This is a genomic window from Roseovarius sp. 217 (assembly GCF_000152845.1).
GTDB lineage: Bacteria > Pseudomonadota > Alphaproteobacteria > Rhodobacterales > Rhodobacteraceae > Roseovarius.
Map to the genome: position 1 here is coordinate 676,430 of NZ_CH902584.1, position 16,131 is coordinate 692,560.

13 protein-coding genes are annotated in these 16,131 nt (G+C 60.4%); 5 read left to right on the forward strand and 8 right to left on the reverse strand.

The features are described 5' to 3' along the window. Positions 1 to 104: 104 nt before the first annotated feature. Positions 105 to 2,654 (reverse strand): calcium-binding protein, encoded by a 2,550-nt coding sequence (locus ROS217_RS03155; protein WP_254656369.1) that lies wholly within the window; start codon positions 2,652 to 2,654, stop codon positions 105 to 107. 232 nt (positions 2,655 to 2,886) lie between these two features. Here ROS217_RS03155 and ROS217_RS03160 point away from each other — a divergent pair, with 232 nt between their 5' ends. The 3 genes from ROS217_RS03160 to ROS217_RS03170 all read left to right on the forward strand — a co-directional run bounded on the left by ROS217_RS03160 (position 2,887) and on the right by ROS217_RS03170 (position 6,463). Beyond that, positions 2,887 to 3,588, forward strand: a complete 702-nt coding sequence (locus ROS217_RS03160) for a sigma-70 family RNA polymerase sigma factor (protein WP_157046534.1) — start codon at positions 2,887 to 2,889, stop codon at positions 3,586 to 3,588. After that, positions 3,585 to 4,280 carry an anti-sigma factor gene (locus ROS217_RS03165; protein WP_009816213.1) on the forward strand — a complete coding sequence of 232 codons (696 nt, stop codon included), beginning with the start codon at positions 3,585 to 3,587 and terminating at the stop codon, positions 4,278 to 4,280. Before ROS217_RS03160 ends, ROS217_RS03165 begins: the two co-directional genes overlap by 4 nt. A gap of 212 nt (positions 4,281 to 4,492) precedes the next feature. Then, positions 4,493 to 6,463: a PHA/PHB synthase family protein gene (locus ROS217_RS03170; RefSeq protein ID WP_009816214.1), complete on the forward strand. Its 1,971-nt coding sequence runs from the start codon at positions 4,493 to 4,495 to the stop codon at positions 6,461 to 6,463. A gap of 405 nt (positions 6,464 to 6,868) precedes the next feature. Here ROS217_RS03170 and ROS217_RS03175 read toward each other — a convergent pair whose 3' ends face one another. From ROS217_RS03175 to ROS217_RS03195, 5 genes are read right to left on the reverse strand one after another with little or no spacing between them, the layout of a single operon-like run. After that, the gene (locus ROS217_RS03175; RefSeq protein WP_009816215.1) at positions 6,869 to 7,600 is read right to left on the reverse strand and encodes an amino acid ABC transporter ATP-binding protein; all 732 of its coding nucleotides are present in this window, start codon (positions 7,598 to 7,600) and stop codon (positions 6,869 to 6,871) included. Further along, positions 7,597 to 8,253 (reverse strand): amino acid ABC transporter permease, encoded by a 657-nt coding sequence (locus ROS217_RS03180; RefSeq protein ID WP_009816216.1) that lies wholly within the window; start codon positions 8,251 to 8,253, stop codon positions 7,597 to 7,599. The genes ROS217_RS03175 and ROS217_RS03180 overlap by 4 nt, the downstream gene beginning before the upstream one ends. A 1-nt stretch (position 8,254) precedes the next feature. Next, on the reverse strand, positions 8,255 to 8,974 hold the full coding sequence (locus ROS217_RS03185; RefSeq protein WP_009816217.1) for an amino acid ABC transporter permease: 720 nt from the start codon (positions 8,972 to 8,974) through the stop codon (positions 8,255 to 8,257). A 58-nt stretch (positions 8,975 to 9,032) separates the two neighbouring features. After that, positions 9,033 to 9,908 carry an amino acid ABC transporter substrate-binding protein gene (locus ROS217_RS03190; RefSeq protein ID WP_009816218.1) on the reverse strand — a complete coding sequence of 292 codons (876 nt, stop codon included), beginning with the start codon at positions 9,906 to 9,908 and terminating at the stop codon, positions 9,033 to 9,035. Positions 9,909 to 9,937: 29 nt separating this feature from the next. Further along, positions 9,938 to 11,038, reverse strand: coding sequence for a D-cysteine desulfhydrase (locus ROS217_RS03195; protein ID WP_083781508.1), 1,101 nt, complete (start codon positions 11,036 to 11,038; stop codon positions 9,938 to 9,940). Positions 11,039 to 11,146: 108 nt separating this feature from the next. Between ROS217_RS03195 and ROS217_RS03200 the strand changes: the two genes are divergently transcribed. Next, a complete protein-coding gene (locus ROS217_RS03200) occupies positions 11,147 to 12,040 on the forward strand; it encodes a LysR family transcriptional regulator (protein WP_009816220.1) in 894 nt (297 codons plus the stop codon). Between the two features lie 266 nt (positions 12,041 to 12,306). Next, positions 12,307 to 13,983, forward strand: a complete 1,677-nt coding sequence (locus ROS217_RS03205) for an alpha/beta hydrolase (protein WP_009816221.1) — start codon at positions 12,307 to 12,309, stop codon at positions 13,981 to 13,983. A gap of 14 nt (positions 13,984 to 13,997) precedes the next feature. On the opposite strand, the gene ROS217_RS03210 is transcribed toward ROS217_RS03205, so the two are convergent. Further along, positions 13,998 to 15,350, reverse strand: coding sequence for a sensor histidine kinase (locus ROS217_RS03210; RefSeq protein ID WP_009816222.1), 1,353 nt, complete (start codon positions 15,348 to 15,350; stop codon positions 13,998 to 14,000). Beyond that, on the reverse strand, positions 15,347 to 16,018 hold the full coding sequence (locus ROS217_RS03215; protein WP_009816223.1) for a response regulator: 672 nt from the start codon (positions 16,016 to 16,018) through the stop codon (positions 15,347 to 15,349). The genes ROS217_RS03210 and ROS217_RS03215 overlap by 4 nt, the downstream gene beginning before the upstream one ends. Positions 16,019 to 16,131 lie beyond the last annotated feature (113 nt).

Sequence of the window (16,131 nt, forward strand, 5' to 3'; positions counted from 1 at the left end):
TCCGGAACGTCGCCTGCGAGCTCTTCACAGGACCTGTTATCTCGACTTTACGCATTGGGACGAGGGGCCATCACAGGCTGTGAAGGCCCCTGGTCATAGATTTTCTAGCTAAAGAGGAAATCGCTCCCATCCAGCGTTGTGGCATCTACATCAAGAAGAACGATCATGTGATCCTCGTAGCTGATCTGCGTGGCGGTGGATCCGTCAAAGGATGTCGATGAAATGCTCAGACCATCAAAGCCCTCGGTGACGCCGCGCAGGTCGAGCAGATCACCTTCACTGTCGAAATCTGAGATCACATCGACCTCTCCGGCATTGAAGCTGTTGAAGACAAAGACATCTAGCCCCTCTCCCCCGTGCATTTCGTCGTCGCCATCACCACCGTTCAAGGTGTCGTCGCCAAGACCTCCGGACAGCGTGTCGCGACCATTTCCACCAGCGACAAAGTCGTCGCCGTCTTCGCCGTTCACAAGATCGTCGCCAAGGCCACCGCCCATTTGATCGTTGCCCGTGCCGCCGCTCATCACGTCCATCCCGGCGCCGCCGCCCATCAGGTCGTCACCGTCGCCGCCACTCAACGCGTCTGCGCCGTCGCTGCCACCGAGCCTGTCGTCCCCGGCTCCACCTATCAGAACGTCGTCGCCAGCGCCGCCGTTGGCGATATCGTCACCATCGCCCCCGTCTACAGTATCGTCGCCAGGACCAGCACCGATCACATCGTTGCCAGCGCCGCCTGAAACCATGTCATTGCCGAGGCCCCCGCCGATCATGTCATCGCCATCGCCGCCCATGGCCACATCGTCACCATCGCCGGACGATATAATGTCATCGCCGCCATTGCCTGCGAGAACGTCATTGCCGGCGCCGCCGACGATGCTGTCCACGCCGCCGCCGCCGCCAATGTCATCGTCACCAGCCTCTCCGGCAAGAAAGTCGTTGCCGCCTGCGCCGCGCAGAATGTCGTCGCCATCACCGCCAAAGGCCATGTCGCCCATCAGACCCGTTGAGATGTTGCTCAACCCATCATCGCCATCAGACCAGCTTCCAGTGTGAATCTCGTCATTGCCTGCACCGCCAAAAATCGTATCCGATCCATCGGCATCTGCATCGAATAGGCCACCCGTGGCCGTCGAGACACGGCTGTCGTCATCGCCTGTGATGATGTCATCTCCAGCACCGCCTTCGATCAGATCATCGCCGGCCCCGCCCGCATAGCCGTTGTCATATTCCGACAGCGGCAAAGCGCCCGAAGCGCCAAAGCTGGCGGCATTGAAGGCGTCGTCATCATCGCCCGCACCAGCCTGAAGCGTGTCATTCCCGGTGCCGCCGTCGATCACGTCCGCACCGGCATTGCCAAAGAGCACATCATCGCCTGCGCCGCCCGTCATGCTGTCCGCGCCGCCACCGCCGCCAACATTATCGTTGCCTGCATCGCCATTCAGGATGTCATCACCCCCTGCGCCGCGCAGGATGTCGTCGCCGTCCCCGCCATGCGCCTCATCAGACGCCGTGCCGGTTTGACTATTGTCAAATCCATCATCGCTATCGGCCCAGGACCCGGTATGAATCTCGTCGTTTCCGGCACCACCAAAGATCGTGTCCGACCCGTCAGCATCAGGATTGAACGTCTCTCCGGTTACGGTCGAGACCCGGCTCTCATCGTCACCAGTGATGATATCGTCACCTGCGCCGCCGATGATCAAGTCATCCCCGGCACCACCGGCATAACCGTTGTCATATTCAGCGCGGGACAATGCCCCCGAGGCACCCGCATCAGAGGCGTTGACGATATTGGTATCGCTCCCCGCCATGATCACGTCGTCACCAAGCCCACCGTCAATATCGTCACTGCCGTCATTGCCCGTCAGAGTGTCCATGCCGCCAAGACCGATGATGACATCATCACCTGCACCGCCATCGATACTGTCGTCGCCTTCAGTGCCAGTGGCCGTTTCACCGGTGTCGGCCAGCATGACGCTGACGCCGCCCATGGCGCGTTGATCGTCCAGCAAGGACAAAGCCTCGGCAAGGCTGATCTGTTCAATTTCGCCCGCAGCGGCGGGCAGAATAGGTACGAACCCGTCTTGAGTGCCATCAACCTCACCCGTAGTTCCAGCACCAATACCCGTTGGCACAGAAACGCCGTGCAGAACGATTTCACGCAAGGTCAACGGCAGAATATCGGCGCCGACGTAGTCGTTCATCGTTACGGGACTAAAGAAGTTGGACGCATCATTAAGGTCGAAAGCCCGAATATATGTGAACGAGCCATCCGCATTGGTCGTTGGCGTGGCGCCTTCTCCGCTCAATGTCAAAAGCACGTCACCGTATTGCCCCACACCTTCCAGCACTTCTACCAACCCGTCGCGGTCTGCGTCACTGTTGATGTCGGGCGTCTGAGAGTTCACAGGATCGCCGTCAGCATCAAAAAGACCATGGATGTGCTGCGGCACCGGCTGGTTCGGCTCCATCCCCTCAACAGTGATCGATACATTCAGATACTGTTCGCCAGTCGCTTCCGGTGCGCCGATTGCGAGGATCGCCGACCCACTGACGCCTGAGCCATTGAGCGCAATGAAATCAACCGTATAGGTCGACTCAGCGCTCCTTAGAAAGGTTTCAAAAGATGCATAGTTATTCGCTAGATGTGCCATGATTTCTCCTCGCATTTGCAAACGTCGCCTGACAGTCACGGAAGAAGGCGACGCAAAGTTTCAAAATCGGGTGCAAGAACTTTGAAAAACCTTCAGATGCACGAACCCTATTTCGCATCTCGATTTGGACTCATGCCGGGATGCAGCGCCCCATCGGCCATCGCGCGCGGTCAGGGTAAAATTTGTCTTGAACGGGATGGAGGAGTCCTTTTTGCTTGCATTGAAGCGTCCAATGCGAGCCAATTCGCGAGCGCCGCGACTCGACAGAACCGTAGATGTCCGGGCGTGGGACATTTTATTTGACTGGGTAAGAACGATCAAAACCGATCCCGAGACCAGACCCCTCAGGTCAGCGACAGGCGATGCTGATGCCCACTCGATCACCGGAGGGGCGCGCTCTGCCGAGGATCTCGAGCACCTCATTTCTCGCTGTGCGCTCGGGGATCGTGCCGCCTTTGCTGCACTTTATGATGCCACAAGCGCGAAACTATATGCGGTCTGCGCTCGTGTTTTGGATCAGGATCATGCCGCCGAGGACGCCATGCAGGACGCCTACGTCAAGATATGGGCCCATGCAGGGCGCTACCGCGTCACCGGCCATTCGCCGATGACCTGGCTCATCACGATTGCGCGCAACACGGCGATTGACCGGCTCCGGGCGCGGCGGATGCATCGCGAGATTGAGGACTATCACGAGGGTCTTGCCGCGCCGGGGGGCAACCCGGAACACATCGCTCTGGCGCGCTCTGAGGCGGGGCGCATCCAGCGCTGTCTCGAAGAACTGGAGCAGGACCGGCGCGCCGCCATCACGGGGGCCTATCTCGACGGGCTCAGCTATGCGGAGTTGGCCGCGCGCGCGGGCATACCCCTCAACACGATGCGAACCTGGCTTAGACGAGGGCTCACAGCCTTGCGGGAGTGCATGACCCGATGACCGACATCTTTGATGAAGATGACATGCTGGCGGCGGAATATGCGATGGGGTTGCTGTCGGGCGAGGCGCACGTCGCCGCGCGCTCCCGCGTGGCAACGGACCCCGCCTTTGCCGCGCGTGTCGTGGGGTGGGAGGTTCAACTTTCGCAAATGGCCGATCTCGACCCCGTGGCACCGCCTTCGGGGGCACGAGATGCGCTCTTACAGCGCCTGTTTCCGGAAACAGCTCCCGTGCCGCTCTGGAAACGTCTTGGGCTCTGGCAGGCCCTTACGGGGGGCGCGCTGACCGTCGCCGTCGCGCTTGCGGTGGTCGATCTGGGTCCGGCGGTGCCGCCGTCGCTTGGCCCGCTCTACGCGGCCGAGATCACGTCAGACGCGAGAGATTTTCGTGTCATCGCGCTGGTTGACAAGACCACGAATGAGATCCTGCTGACCCGCACTGCCGGGGCGGCGCCAGCGGGGCGCATCTTGCAGGTCTGGGCGCATGGGCCGGGCGAGCCTGCGCAATCCGTGGGGATCTGGCCTGATGGAGAGAGCGTGACGCTGCCGCTGCCGATCGAGATTGCGGCGGTGCGGGGCACCCTGACCCTCGGCATTTCCGAAGAGCCGCCGGGAGGGTCGCCGACAGGCCAACCATCGGGACGGGTCTTTGGCACCGTCGACGTACCGGGCGTCACGGACCCGAGGACGTGAACCATCGGTCATCGCGGATTGCCTCGCCTTTTGTCTCAGTCACAGGCGGCGCTGTTTACACTGTTTGAGGATGTCGAACGATTGGGCTTGGGACAACATCTTCCACCGTAATTCACGAATTCGAATGCATATTTGATCCATGTCAGGTGCTTTTCCGAGGATCTGGAGAATACTTTGACCAAGAGCGTTCTTCGCCCTGACCGTTGGGCGGCATGCGCTCGCGTGCCACCGGTGCCTTGCGAGCCGTGCGAGCAGCTTCGCGCTGGATTGTGACTGGCGAGGATATGACGATCACGCTCGCCGAAATTTTTGCACACCTCAGATCCAAGGAGGGCATCGCAGCATGGTCCGAAAACCCACTCGCAGCCAGATCCACTTTGCCCAAGAAGGAGGGTCCAAAGCCGCATTCTGTTGTGGTTCCGCTGGTTCAAACACCTGCCCCAAAGCAATCTCCCGACAAGCGCGAACCGCATCCCCACGCCGCGCTCGACCGAAGTGCCATGGCCAGTCTCGCCCGGTTTACCGGCGGGCTGTCGCCCCACGCGATGATCGATGCCTGGAGCGACTGGGCGATGCATCTGGGTCGCGCGCCGGGGCGGCAATTGGAACTGATGGAGCGGGCACAGGCGAATGCGTTGAGGCTTGCGCATTACACATCCGCTCAGATATTCGGCCAGCCTTCTGAAAAACCTTTCAAGCCGGGGCCCAATGACACCCGCTGGTCGCATGTGGGGTGGGGCAGGGCGCCCTTTTCCCTTTGGCAGCAGGGGTTTCTGGCGACGCAGGACTGGTGGCATGCCGCGACATCGGAGCTGCGCGGATTGCGCCGTCAGAACGCGGATCGGACCGGGTTCATGATGCGGCAGCTTCTCGATACAGTATCGCCGTCAAATTTCCCGCACGTCAATCCGGAGATTCTGGAAAAGACTCAGGCGACAGGTGGGCGCAACCTGATCGACGGGGTCGCACATTACGCCGACGACTCCCGTCACATTCTGGCACAGGAACATCGGCCCGTGCCGACGGAGTTTGCACTCGGCAAGGTTCTGGCCTGCACGCCGGGCGTGGTTGTCTATCGCAATGACTTGATGGAACTGATCCAGTATTCGCCCACCACGTCAGAGGTGCAGGCCGAACCGGTGCTCATCGTGCCCGCATGGATCATGAAATACTACATCCTCGATCTGTCGCCCGAGAATTCCTTTATTCGCTGGCTGGTGGCGCAGGGTTACACGGTGTTTTGCATCTCGTGGCGCAATCCGGGGGCAGAGCATGCAGACCTGTCCCTTGAGGATTATCGCAATCAGGGCATCATGCAGGCTCTGAGGGTGATCAACACCATCGTGCCGGGGCAAAAGGTGCATGCGAATGGCTATTGCCTCGGGGGCACGCTTCTGGCCATCGCGGCGGCGGCGATGGCGCGCGACGGTGACGACAGGCTCGCCTCGGTCACGCTGATGGCGGCACAGGTGGATTTTGCCGAAGCTGGCGAATTGCTGCTCTTTCTCGACGAAAGTCAGGTCGCCTTTCTGGAGGATCTGATGTGGTCGCAGGGCTATCTGGACCGGCCGCAGATGTCAGGAGCCTTTGCCGCGATCCGGTCCGAGGATCTGATCTGGTCGCGTGCGGTGCGGCGCTATTTTCTGGGAGAACCGGACCTGCCCACCGATGTCACCGTCTGGGTGAATGACACGACGCGAATGCCGGCCCGGATGCATTCGGAGTATCTGCGTGGGATCTTTCTGGAGAACCGCGTCTCCGCAGGTCGGTTTGCAGTAGACGGCGATGTCATTGCGCTCAAGGATATCTCGGTGCCGCTCTTTGTCATTGGCACCGAGACCGACCACATCGCGCCTTGGCGTTCCGTCTACAAGACAGCCCTCTTCACCGATTGCGATCTGCATTTTCTGTTGACCAAAGGTGGCCATAATAGCGGTATCCTATCCGAGCCGGCGCATAGAGGGCGGCATTACCGGATCGGCCACCGGCCCGCCGGGGCGCTCTACCGAGATCCCGACACATGGCTGGCGGCACATGATCCGCAGTCGGGATCTTGGTGGCCGGAATGGACCAGATGGCTGGACAGCCAAGGCAACGGCGCGGTGCCCGCGCGCCGGCCCGGCAAACACCCAGACTATCCCGGTCTGGAAACAGCACCGGGGACATATATCCATCAGACTTGACGAAGGAGCGCCAAACCACGCTGTTGCGTCTCAGTCTTGGAACAAAAGCAGTCAATGCTTGAGACCCGGATCATGAAATTTGTCAGCCTTGATGACTGTGCCTTGGATGCGGGCGTGGCAATTCAGAGATCGTTGACCTTGTATTTCGTGCATGCGGGGACTGCTTCGAGAGGAGAACCTTCCAGGGATCGGACTGTCATGATCACCGCTTTGGGGCGTAGTGTCCGGCGAGGATGCCGGTGATCTTGATCTGCTTATGGACTTGCAAGACCGTCGTGACTGTAGCCGCCAAGCTCTCTTGATGACCCAGTTGCACCTCGAACTATGCCCAAGCCGCCGCATGAGCCAGTGGTGAGAGATCAAGTTTTGCTTGGGACGGCTGGGGCACCGTCGGGGGTTGAGGTCTTAGTGTTGCAGGATCTTGGACAGGAAATCCTTCGCGCGTTCACTTTCCGGCGCATCAAAGAACTCTTGCGTTGGACGGTCCTCGACGATGGCACCGGCATCCATGAAGACGACACGGTCCGCGACCTTTCGAGCAAAGCCCATCTCATGCGTCACCACCATCATGGTCATGCCGTCGTCACGGGCCAGTCCCACCATGACGTCGAGTACCTCCTTGATCATCTCGGGATCAAGCGCCGAGGTCGGTTCATCGAACAGCATCGCGATCGGGTCCATCGCAAGGGCACGTGCAATGGCCACGCGCTGTTGCTGACCGCCGGACAGCTGACCGGGATACTTGGCGATGTGGTCAATCATTCCCACGCGCGTCAACAGCGTCTCGGTTCTGGCCTCGGCTTCCTTGCGGCTTCGGCCCAGCACTTTTTCCTGTGCGAGACACAGATTGTCGCGCACGCTCATGTGAGGATAAAGTTCGAAATGCTGAAACACCATGCCGATCTTTGCGCGCAGCTTGGTCAGCTTTGCGCCACCGCCTGTCACCTCAGCGCCATCCACGACGATCCGCCCCTCCTGCACCGGTTCCAGCCCGTTCACGCATTTGATGAGCGTGGACTTGCCCGAGCCCGACGGCCCGCAGACCACCACAACCTCACCCTTGGCAACCTTGGTCGTGCAATCGGTGAGAACCTTGAAGTCCCCGTACCACTTGCTCACATTTTTCATTTCGATCATGTCGTCATCCGCGCTTGAAGCCGACGCACGAACAGCGAACCCGCAAAGCAGATCACGAAGTAAACGAGCGCGGCAAAGAGATACATTTCAACGAGGCGGCCCTCGGTCCGGGCCACGATGGAAGAGGCGGTCATCAGGTCGCGCAGCGATACGACAAAGACCAAGGAGGTATCCTGAAACAGGATGATGCCCTGCGTCACCAGAATAGGGATCATGTTGCGGAACGCCTGCGGCAAGACGATGTATCGCTGGACCTGCCAGTAGCCAAGGCCCGTGGCCTGCCCCGCGTGAACCTGACCCGTTCTTACGCTCTGGATACCGGCCCGCATGATCTCGGAGTAATAGGCGGCCTCGAACATCACAAAGGCGATGAGGGCCGAATAGAAACCGCCGATGGGTCGACCGACGGCCAGCGGCACAAGAAAGTAGAACCAGAAGATCACGAGGATCAGGGGCACCGAGCGGATCAGGTTGACATAGGCCGCAGCGAAAAGCGCCAGGGGCTTGATCCCGGAGAGCCGCGCCAACGCGAGCAATGTGCCCAAAACGACCCCGCCCAAGACGGCAAGAAAGGTGAGCCACAGACTGAGCTGCAAACCCTGCCAGAGGAACGGCAAGTTGTTCAGGATGACGCCAAAGTCAAAATCGCCCATCTCAGCTCCCCTTGCCAACGTAGCCGGGTATGCGCGTGTAGCGTTCCAGGACGGTCATGACGATCGTGGCGCAGAGCGCAATCAAAACGTAGATGATGGTGGCGGCGGTATAGGCCTCAAAGCTCTGAAAGGTGTATTCCGCGATCTGCTGGCTTTGCGCCGTCAGTTCCAGAAGCCCGATGGTGAGTGCAAGCGATGAATTCTTGAAGACGGTCAGGAATTCCGAGGTCATCGGCGGCACGATCAGCCGGAAAGAAATCGGCAGGAGGACATAGCGATAGACCTGCGACACGCGCATGCCCTGTGCGGTGGCCGCTGACTTAAGGCCTGTCGGCACCGCCTCGATCCCGGCACGCACCTGTTCTGCCACGCGGCTGGCTGTATAGAGGCCCAAGGCAACAACGGCGGTGACGAATTCCGGCTGAGGCATCTCGCGCTTCATCCAGCGCCCCGCGTCCTCGGGCAGCATTTCGGGGACGGCGAAATACCAGATGAACATCTGCACCAGCAGCGGCACGTTCCGAAACAGCTCGACATAGGCGGTGCAGACTGTGCTCACCACTTTGTTGGGCAGGGTTCGGCCTACGCCCACCAACGATCCCACGACCATCGCGATCACCCAGGCGCAGAGCGCTACGGACACGGTCCAACCCAGGCCGCTCAGAAGCCAGCCAAAGTATTCCGGCTCCCACAGAACGCTCCAGTTCCAGTTGTAGTTCATCTTGCCCGGTCCCCCGATCTTGCGCGGCCCGCCCTGTTACGCGCGGGCCGCAGGTCTGTTATTCAGGCAGGGCACCAAGCTGGAACGCCGCCTGCAGGAGCGGGTCGGCGGGGACACCCATCGGGTCGAACCACTTTGAATAGATCTCGTTGATTTCGCCCGAGCGGAACACGTTGGCCAACGCGGTTTTACCCACAAGCTCAAACGCGCTGTCGTCGCGACGGACCATCAGCGCGTAGGGATCGAAGGACAGGAAATCACCAACCACGGCAAATTCATCCGGTGTCTTCGACTTGGCAATCAGACCGTGCAGCAGGATGTGATCGGTGGAATAGGCGTCAACCCGGTCCGTCTCCAGTGAAAGCATGCCTTCGGCATGATCGCGCACCGGCAGGATTTTCACGTCGAGTCCCTGAGCTTCGACCACCGCCTTGATGGCGCGTTCATTGGTGGTGCCCTGTGCCAATGCGATGGATTTGCCGTCAAGGTCGGCAACCGACGTGATCCCGGACTCCTTTCGGGTCAGGATCTTGGTGCCTGTCACAAAGGTCACCGGCAGATATTCAACCTGCTGCTGGCGCGTCAGGTTGTTGGTGGTGGACCCACATTCCAGATCTATGGTGCCATTCGCCATGAGCGCGATGCGGGTCTTGGGATTGACGGGCACGTAGCGGACTTCGATATCCTTGCCGAGCGTTTTCTCAACCTCTTCGACCACCTTCATGCAGAGGTCAATGGAATAGCCCTCGGGCTGCTGTTGATCATTCAGATAGGAAAATGGCACCGAGCTTTCGCGGTGACCGAGCACGATTTCTCCGCTGTCATTGATCTTGGCGAGTGTGCCAGTTAGGTCCTGGCCCCAGAGTGCGGCAGGCGCCAGCCCTGTTGTCAAAGCCGCAATGGCGAGCATGCGGCGCGCAAGTTTGAAGTCCATGGTCAAGTTCTCCCTGTTTTTGTTAATGGTCAGTTTATCTGGTAGCCCGGCAGATCAAACACGTCGGGATATGCGAAAAGCGCGGCTGAACCGCCAGTATGCAGAAAGACGACATTCTCCATGCCATCAAAGGCCCCCTTGCGTGTCAGATCAATCAGACCGTCTAGCCCTTTGCCGGAATAGACCGGGTCGAACAGCAGCCCCTCGATCTCTGCCAAAAGCCGGACGCTCTCGATCATGCCTTGCGTCGGAATGCCGTATCCCGCGCCCACGTAATCGCAGTTCGCCCGGACACCCTCTCGACGAATCGCCTCTTCAAATCCCATGCGCGCACCCGTGCGCTGTGCGAGGTCAAAGACCATGCTTTCCTGCTTTTCCTGAGGCGCGCGCACGCCAATGCCGAGAAGATAGATATCACTTTCAAGCGCCGCGAGACCTGCTACCAACCCCGCCTGAGTGCCCGAACTGCCCGTCGCATGCACCAGCGCATCAATCTTTAGCCCCATGGTTGCCGACTGCTCAGCAATCTCCAAGGCGCAATTCACATAACCAAGCGCGCCCGTGCTGTTCGAGCCACCGCCGGGAATGATGTAAGGCCTCCGCCCGTCTGCGCGCAGCTTGTCTGCCAATGTCTCCATCTCGGACGCCATATCCGAGCCGCCCCGACGCTTGGCCACGGTCGCACCATGCAGCCGGTCAAGAAGAACGTTTCCGTTCAGCGTATACTGCGGATCGTCAGACCCCGTCCGATCCTCAAGGAGGATATGGCAGGCCATTCCGAACCGCGCAGCCGCCGCCGCAGTCTGGCGCGCGTGGTTGGATTGGGTGGCACCTTGGGTGATGATCGTATCCACGCCCTGCGCCAAAGCATCGGCCATCAGGAATTCGAGCTTGCGTGTCTTGTTTCCGCCCGACGACAGGCCTGTGCAATCGTCACGCTTCACCCACAAACGTGGACCTCCCAGATGCTCGGTCAGCCGGTTCATGGGCTCCAGCGGCGTTGGAAAATGTCCAAGTCGCACTCTGGGAAAGGCCGCGAGCGCGCTCGCCAAATCCTTCCTGCGCGCGGCAGAAGGCCAAGCGCTCTGCCGGGTTTGCTGACTCGTCGCCGAAACATCCGCCTCGTGCATCAATGGCCCTCACCCAATATTAGAAGCAGGCTAACCCCTGTTTAACGCGCAAGGAAAATGCTATTTTCTTAGGCTGCCCATACCAAAAGTATGAGTAATGGAGGATCAATGGACCTGAATATCTTCGACGACGTTCTCGTGCTTCTGGAGGAAGGCAACATGAGCCGCGCAGCGCTTCGCCGGAACATCACGCAACCGGCCTTTTCCCGACGCATCCAGAGTTTCGAGATCTGGCTTGGCTGCCCCATCGTCAAACGTACCGCCAACCGCGTGGAAATCGAACCGGCGTTGTTAGAAAACACGGCCGAGCTTCAGGCGCTGGCAGGCCATATTCAGGCTTTTCGTCAGCGGATTGCCAGATACGAACCCGGCAGATCGACCGTAACAGTCGCGGCACAGCACTCGCTGATCGTTTCGATCTTTCCCGATTTCGCGGCCGGTGCGCGCGAGGAGCACCAAGGTGTCGATTTTCGTCTCAGAGCCGCAAATCACAATGACTGCATCTCGCTTTTCCTGAGCGGTGAAGCCTCTCTGCTGATGTGTTACGAGCGCGAAGGAGGAGACCCAATGCCTTTCGATGACAGTATTATCCGTGCGACTTGGGGGCGGGACCGGCTTGTCCCCGTGGTCGGCGGCCCCCTGCGCTTCACACTGAGTCCCAAGGGCATCCCACCCTCAGACACGCCGATGATCCGGTATCCCAAGGGAAGCTTTTTTGCGGAGATGCTCGCTGGCGCAAGCACCTCATACTCAAATCACACGGGCACCACCTTCGCCGAGAGTGCATTCACCGTTGGACTCAAGGAAATGGCCCTAATGGGATTTGCGCAGGCCTGGCTACCGATGAGCCTCGTTTATAGCGAAGTTCAAAGCGGGGCGTTGATCGTATGCAACGGAGATACCGAAACGCTCCCTCTCCGAATATCGCTCTTTGCGCGACCAACGGACCCGGTCGCAATGCGCCTGTGTGACCTGCGGCGGAGCCCGATAACGACATCTTAAAACTGGACAAGCCCATCATGGTCGCCGCATTGGGCGACGGCCTCAGCCTTCCCTGTTGAATCCTGCAAGCCAGCATCTAGAGCTTCCGTTGCACGGATGGCACCCGCGCCGGTGATCATCACAAGGAATGACCGCGCCGGATTGAGGCACGCTGTCGATGAGGCCAGCCGATCCAGTTTGCGCGGCGCAAGCGGATCATTAGGTCTGGATTGTCAGACGACGTTGGTGCCATCTAATAGCGAAAACCGTCAGTCTGAGGTCCGAAGATGCTCGACAAGGAAAGTCTCCCCGATGGCATGATCCAAGTGTTGCCGAGACTTTTCGGGGCGCTCTCTCCTACGGGCGTCCTGCTTGGAGCGGTGCTCTTTGCCATGTCGCTGACTCCCTCGATGGTGCCGCGCGGCCCCGAGATACAGGGGGCACTCGGCGGCCTTGTCTTTGCGATTGGCTATATGACCTCGTATTTTGCGCGCTCGGGCTTGCGCTGGTTGGGGCTCAGGCCGATCTTTCGGCCATCCCCGGCGCTCTTGCATGCGACTTATGCGCTCGCGCTCGTGATCTGTGGGTTTGGTCTCTGGATGGGGGCAGACTGGCAGAATTCGATCCGCAAGGCATGGGATCTGCCCGAACTTGACGGATTTGCCACGTCCTCGGTCGTCGTCCTCGCCCTGGCCGTTGCGGCACTTCTGCTTTTCGCGGGGCGGCTCTTTGAACTGCTCGCGGCCAAATGGCATCTGCGCTCAGCGCGTTTTCTGCCGCCTCGGGTCGCTCGCGGGGTCGGTCTATTGCTGGCGCTGGTGATCTTCTGGGCTGTGATCGACGGCATCGCCTTTCGCCTTGCGCTCAGGACGATCGACACCATGTCGCGGATCGCCGATCTGGTGATCCCGCCTGATCTGGCACCGCCAACCGATGCGGCAACGCCGGGAAGTGCGGCATCGCTGATCGCATGGGAGGATCTGGGCCGATGGGGGCGCGGCTATGTAATCTCCGGACCCGACCGCGCCGATATTGCGGCCTTCTGGAACGCAGCGGCGCGCCAGCCGATCCGGGTCTATGTCGGCCTGACCGCCTCGGGCAGCGCCGAAGACCGCGCAAAGCTGGCCTTTGATGAACTGACGCGGGTGGGCGGATTCGAGCGGAAATACCTCGTCATCGCCACGCCAACCGGTTCCGGCTGGCTTGACCCCGGTGCGATGGATACGCTGGAGTACATGACGCGGGGTGACGTGGCCACAGTAGCGATCCAGTATTCCTACCTGTCCAGCCCGGTGTCGGTGATCGTCGACCCTGAGAACGGGATTGCCGAATCCCGCGCCCTCTTTGATCTGATCTATCGACACTGGACCGCACTCCCCCCAGCAGAGCGGCCGCGCCTCTATCTGCATGGCCTCAGCCTTGGCGCGTTCCTGTCTCAGGAAACTGTCCCGCTTTTGAATGTGTTTGGCGACCCGTTTCAGGGCGCTCTGTGGACGGGCTCTCCATTCCTCAGCGACATGTGGCGCATGGTGCAGGACCGCCGTGATCCCGATAGCCCGGCATGGCGTCCGAAATTCGGCAACGGCTCTCTTATCCGCACGGCCAACCAATTTGGCGGGCTTGAGCGGTTCGATGCCTCATGGGGGCCGATCCGCCTTGTTTTCCTACAATATGGCAGTGATCCTATCGTCTTTTTCGACTATTCCCTTGCTTGGCGGCGTCCCGACTGGCTGAGGTCGAACCGCGCGCCGGATCTGGGGCCGGACATGCGTTGGCTTCCGCTCGTCACGATGTTGCAGGTCGGTTTTGACATGGCTGTCGCGGTCGGAACGCTGGGCTATGGCCATGACTACGCCGCGCGCCACTACATCCCGGCCTGGGCCGAAACGCTGGACCCTGTGGGCTGGACCCCCGAGATCGAAGCGCGGCTGGTCGCCCACCTGAGAGACCTCACACCGCGCTGAGTGCCGCAGACACTTTAGGCCGAAAAACGGAGTCTGACCCGCAGCCCCGGCGCTGCGTCTTCGAGCGTCAGCGTTGCGTCATGGACCAGAGCAATCCCCGCCACAAGGCTCAGCCCAAGACCGTTGCCCGGTGTCAAACGGCTGCGATCCAGCCGGTAGAGACGGCGCAGCACCAGATCCCGTTCCGCCTCAGGAATACCGGGGCCGTTATCCGTCACTGACAGATCCACATGGGTCTCTGACTGAGACAGGGCAATGGAGATCGTGGTGCCTTGCGGGGTGTGATGCATGGCATTCTCGATGAGATTGGCCAGAACCTGCCCCAAGAGCGTGCGATCCCCCATGACCGGGCGCATGGGTGCATCCGGCAGGGCGCAGATGAGCGTTTGCCCATTCTCGGCGATCGCAGGCTCGTAAACATCACAGAGCGTCTGACACAGCTCCGACAGGTCCACCGCTGCAAACCGCGCCCGAGGCGAGCCGCTTTCGATCTGCGCCAGTTGCAACAGGGCGTGAAAGATCGACACGATCCCGTCGAGCTCCACCTGCGCCTTTTCCAACTGCGCGCGGGCGTCTTGGCTCAGGTCAGGGTTCTGGCTCAGATCGTCCAGATGCACCGCAGCGCGCTGGATCGGGGTCTTGAGGTCATGGGCAATGTCGGACGACACCTGCCGCAGGCTCTCGACCGCATCCTCTTGCGAGCGGGCCATCTGATCGACCTTGGCACCGATCCGGGCCAGATCGTCTGACCAGCCTGCAACATCCCCCACCCGCGCCTGCAGGTTTCCCGATGTCACCTGATCGAGGGTTTCGCTGATCACGGCCACATGCCGCGCGCCCCGCCGCGCCAGAATCAGCCCGCCCGACAGCGCCACAAGAACTGTCGGCAGCAGCGATATGCCCAGAATATTCAGGAATGCATCCCGCAGCGCGTCGATATGCGCAAGGCTGCGTGCCACCGTGAGTTGCCCCCCGCGCAGCGATGTGGTCAGCGCCAGAAACCGACCCTCGATTTCTGGATTTCCCGGAAGATAGGACAGAATCCGGTAGCCATCCGCATCCCGCGCCACCAGCGCATTGCCATAGTGCCGGCCATTCGGGGCGAAATAGCTCAGAACGACACGCTCCGGATCGGTGCTGCGCGCTTCGGCCTCGACCAACGAGGCGAGTGCAGCTGCAGAAGGGGCCGCGCGAAATCCGGCCATATCCTGCGTGAGGTCAGCGCGAAGGGTCTGCTCGAATGAGGCCTGCGTGTAGATGTAACTCGCCAGAAGCCCCAGCAGCGACATCAACGAAAACAAGAGCACAAGCCCCGCCGCCAGCCGTATCGGCATCGAGCGCAACAGAAAGGCGCGGCTCAAGGTCATGCGTCGATCCGGTAGCCGGCACCGCGCACCGTCTTGATGAGGTCCGTCGCAAAGGGTCTGTCTACCTTGGCGCGCAACCGGCTGATATGGGTTTCAACCACATTGGTCATCGGATCGAACGAGATGTCCCAGATCGCCTCGAGCAGCATCGTGCGCGTCTGCACGCGCCCCTTGCGGCGCATCAGGTGTTCGAGGATCGCGAATTCACGCGGCAAAAGGTCGATCTCGTGCCTCTCCCGCGTTACTTTGCGGGCGATCAAATCCATTTCCAGAGGTCCGGCGCGCAACATCGTCTCTTGGTCCAGCGCATGTGGACGCCGGGCCAGCGCCGCAACCCGTGCCGACAACTCACCAAAGGCAAAGGGCTTGACCAGGTAATCATCCGCCCCCGCGTTCAAGCCGCTGACCCGCTCGTCGACACTGCCGAGCGAGGTCAGGAAGAGAACCGGCGTGTGGTTGCCCGCGCCGCGCAGGGTCTTGACCAGCGTCAGCCCGTCGATTTCCGGCAGCATCCGGTCGATGATCAGAACGTCGTAGGGACCGCTCGTCGCTTGGATCAACGCATCCCGCCCGTTGCTGACCAGATCGACGCTCTGCCCTTCCTCGCGCAGACCCCGCGCGATATAGGCCCCCGTCGTTGCATCGTCTTCGACCACAAGCAGCTTCATGTCATCCTCATGATGTCCTTGGCCCGTGAACCAGCCATCCCCGTTAGAACAGCTTTGCACCTGCCTTTGGCCATGCCTGCCCTTGTTAAACTATTTGTATAGTCGGGCACATC

What these genes read in the sequence shown, in the direction of transcription:
- ROS217_RS03215 (WP_009816223.1), bottom strand. Translation starts at nt 16,018, where the DNA reads ATGAAGCTGCTTGTGGTCGAAGACGATGCAACGACGGGGGCCTATATC.
- ROS217_RS03170 (WP_009816214.1), top strand. Translation starts at nt 4,493, where the DNA reads ATGCGCTCGCGTGCCACCGGTGCCTTGCGAGCCGTGCGAGCAGCTTCG.
- ROS217_RS03155 (WP_254656369.1), bottom strand. Translation starts at nt 2,654, where the DNA reads ATGGCACATCTAGCGAATAACTATGCATCTTTTGAAACCTTTCTAAGG.
- ROS217_RS03195 (WP_083781508.1), bottom strand. Translation starts at nt 11,038, where the DNA reads ATGCACGAGGCGGATGTTTCGGCGACGAGTCAGCAAACCCGGCAGAGC.
- ROS217_RS03165 (WP_009816213.1), top strand. Translation starts at nt 3,585, where the DNA reads ATGACCGACATCTTTGATGAAGATGACATGCTGGCGGCGGAATATGCG.
- ROS217_RS03185 (WP_009816217.1), bottom strand. Translation starts at nt 8,974, where the DNA reads ATGAACTACAACTGGAACTGGAGCGTTCTGTGGGAGCCGGAATACTTT.
- ROS217_RS03210 (WP_009816222.1), bottom strand. Translation starts at nt 15,350, where the DNA reads ATGACCTTGAGCCGCGCCTTTCTGTTGCGCTCGATGCCGATACGGCTG.
- ROS217_RS03190 (WP_009816218.1), bottom strand. Translation starts at nt 9,908, where the DNA reads ATGGACTTCAAACTTGCGCGCCGCATGCTCGCCATTGCGGCTTTGACA.
- ROS217_RS03205 (WP_009816221.1), top strand. Translation starts at nt 12,307, where the DNA reads ATGCTCGACAAGGAAAGTCTCCCCGATGGCATGATCCAAGTGTTGCCG.
- ROS217_RS03200 (WP_009816220.1), top strand. Translation starts at nt 11,147, where the DNA reads ATGGACCTGAATATCTTCGACGACGTTCTCGTGCTTCTGGAGGAAGGC.
- ROS217_RS03160 (WP_157046534.1), top strand. Translation starts at nt 2,887, where the DNA reads ATGCGAGCCAATTCGCGAGCGCCGCGACTCGACAGAACCGTAGATGTC.
- ROS217_RS03175 (WP_009816215.1), bottom strand. Translation starts at nt 7,600, where the DNA reads ATGATCGAAATGAAAAATGTGAGCAAGTGGTACGGGGACTTCAAGGTT.
- ROS217_RS03180 (WP_009816216.1), bottom strand. Translation starts at nt 8,253, where the DNA reads ATGGGCGATTTTGACTTTGGCGTCATCCTGAACAACTTGCCGTTCCTC.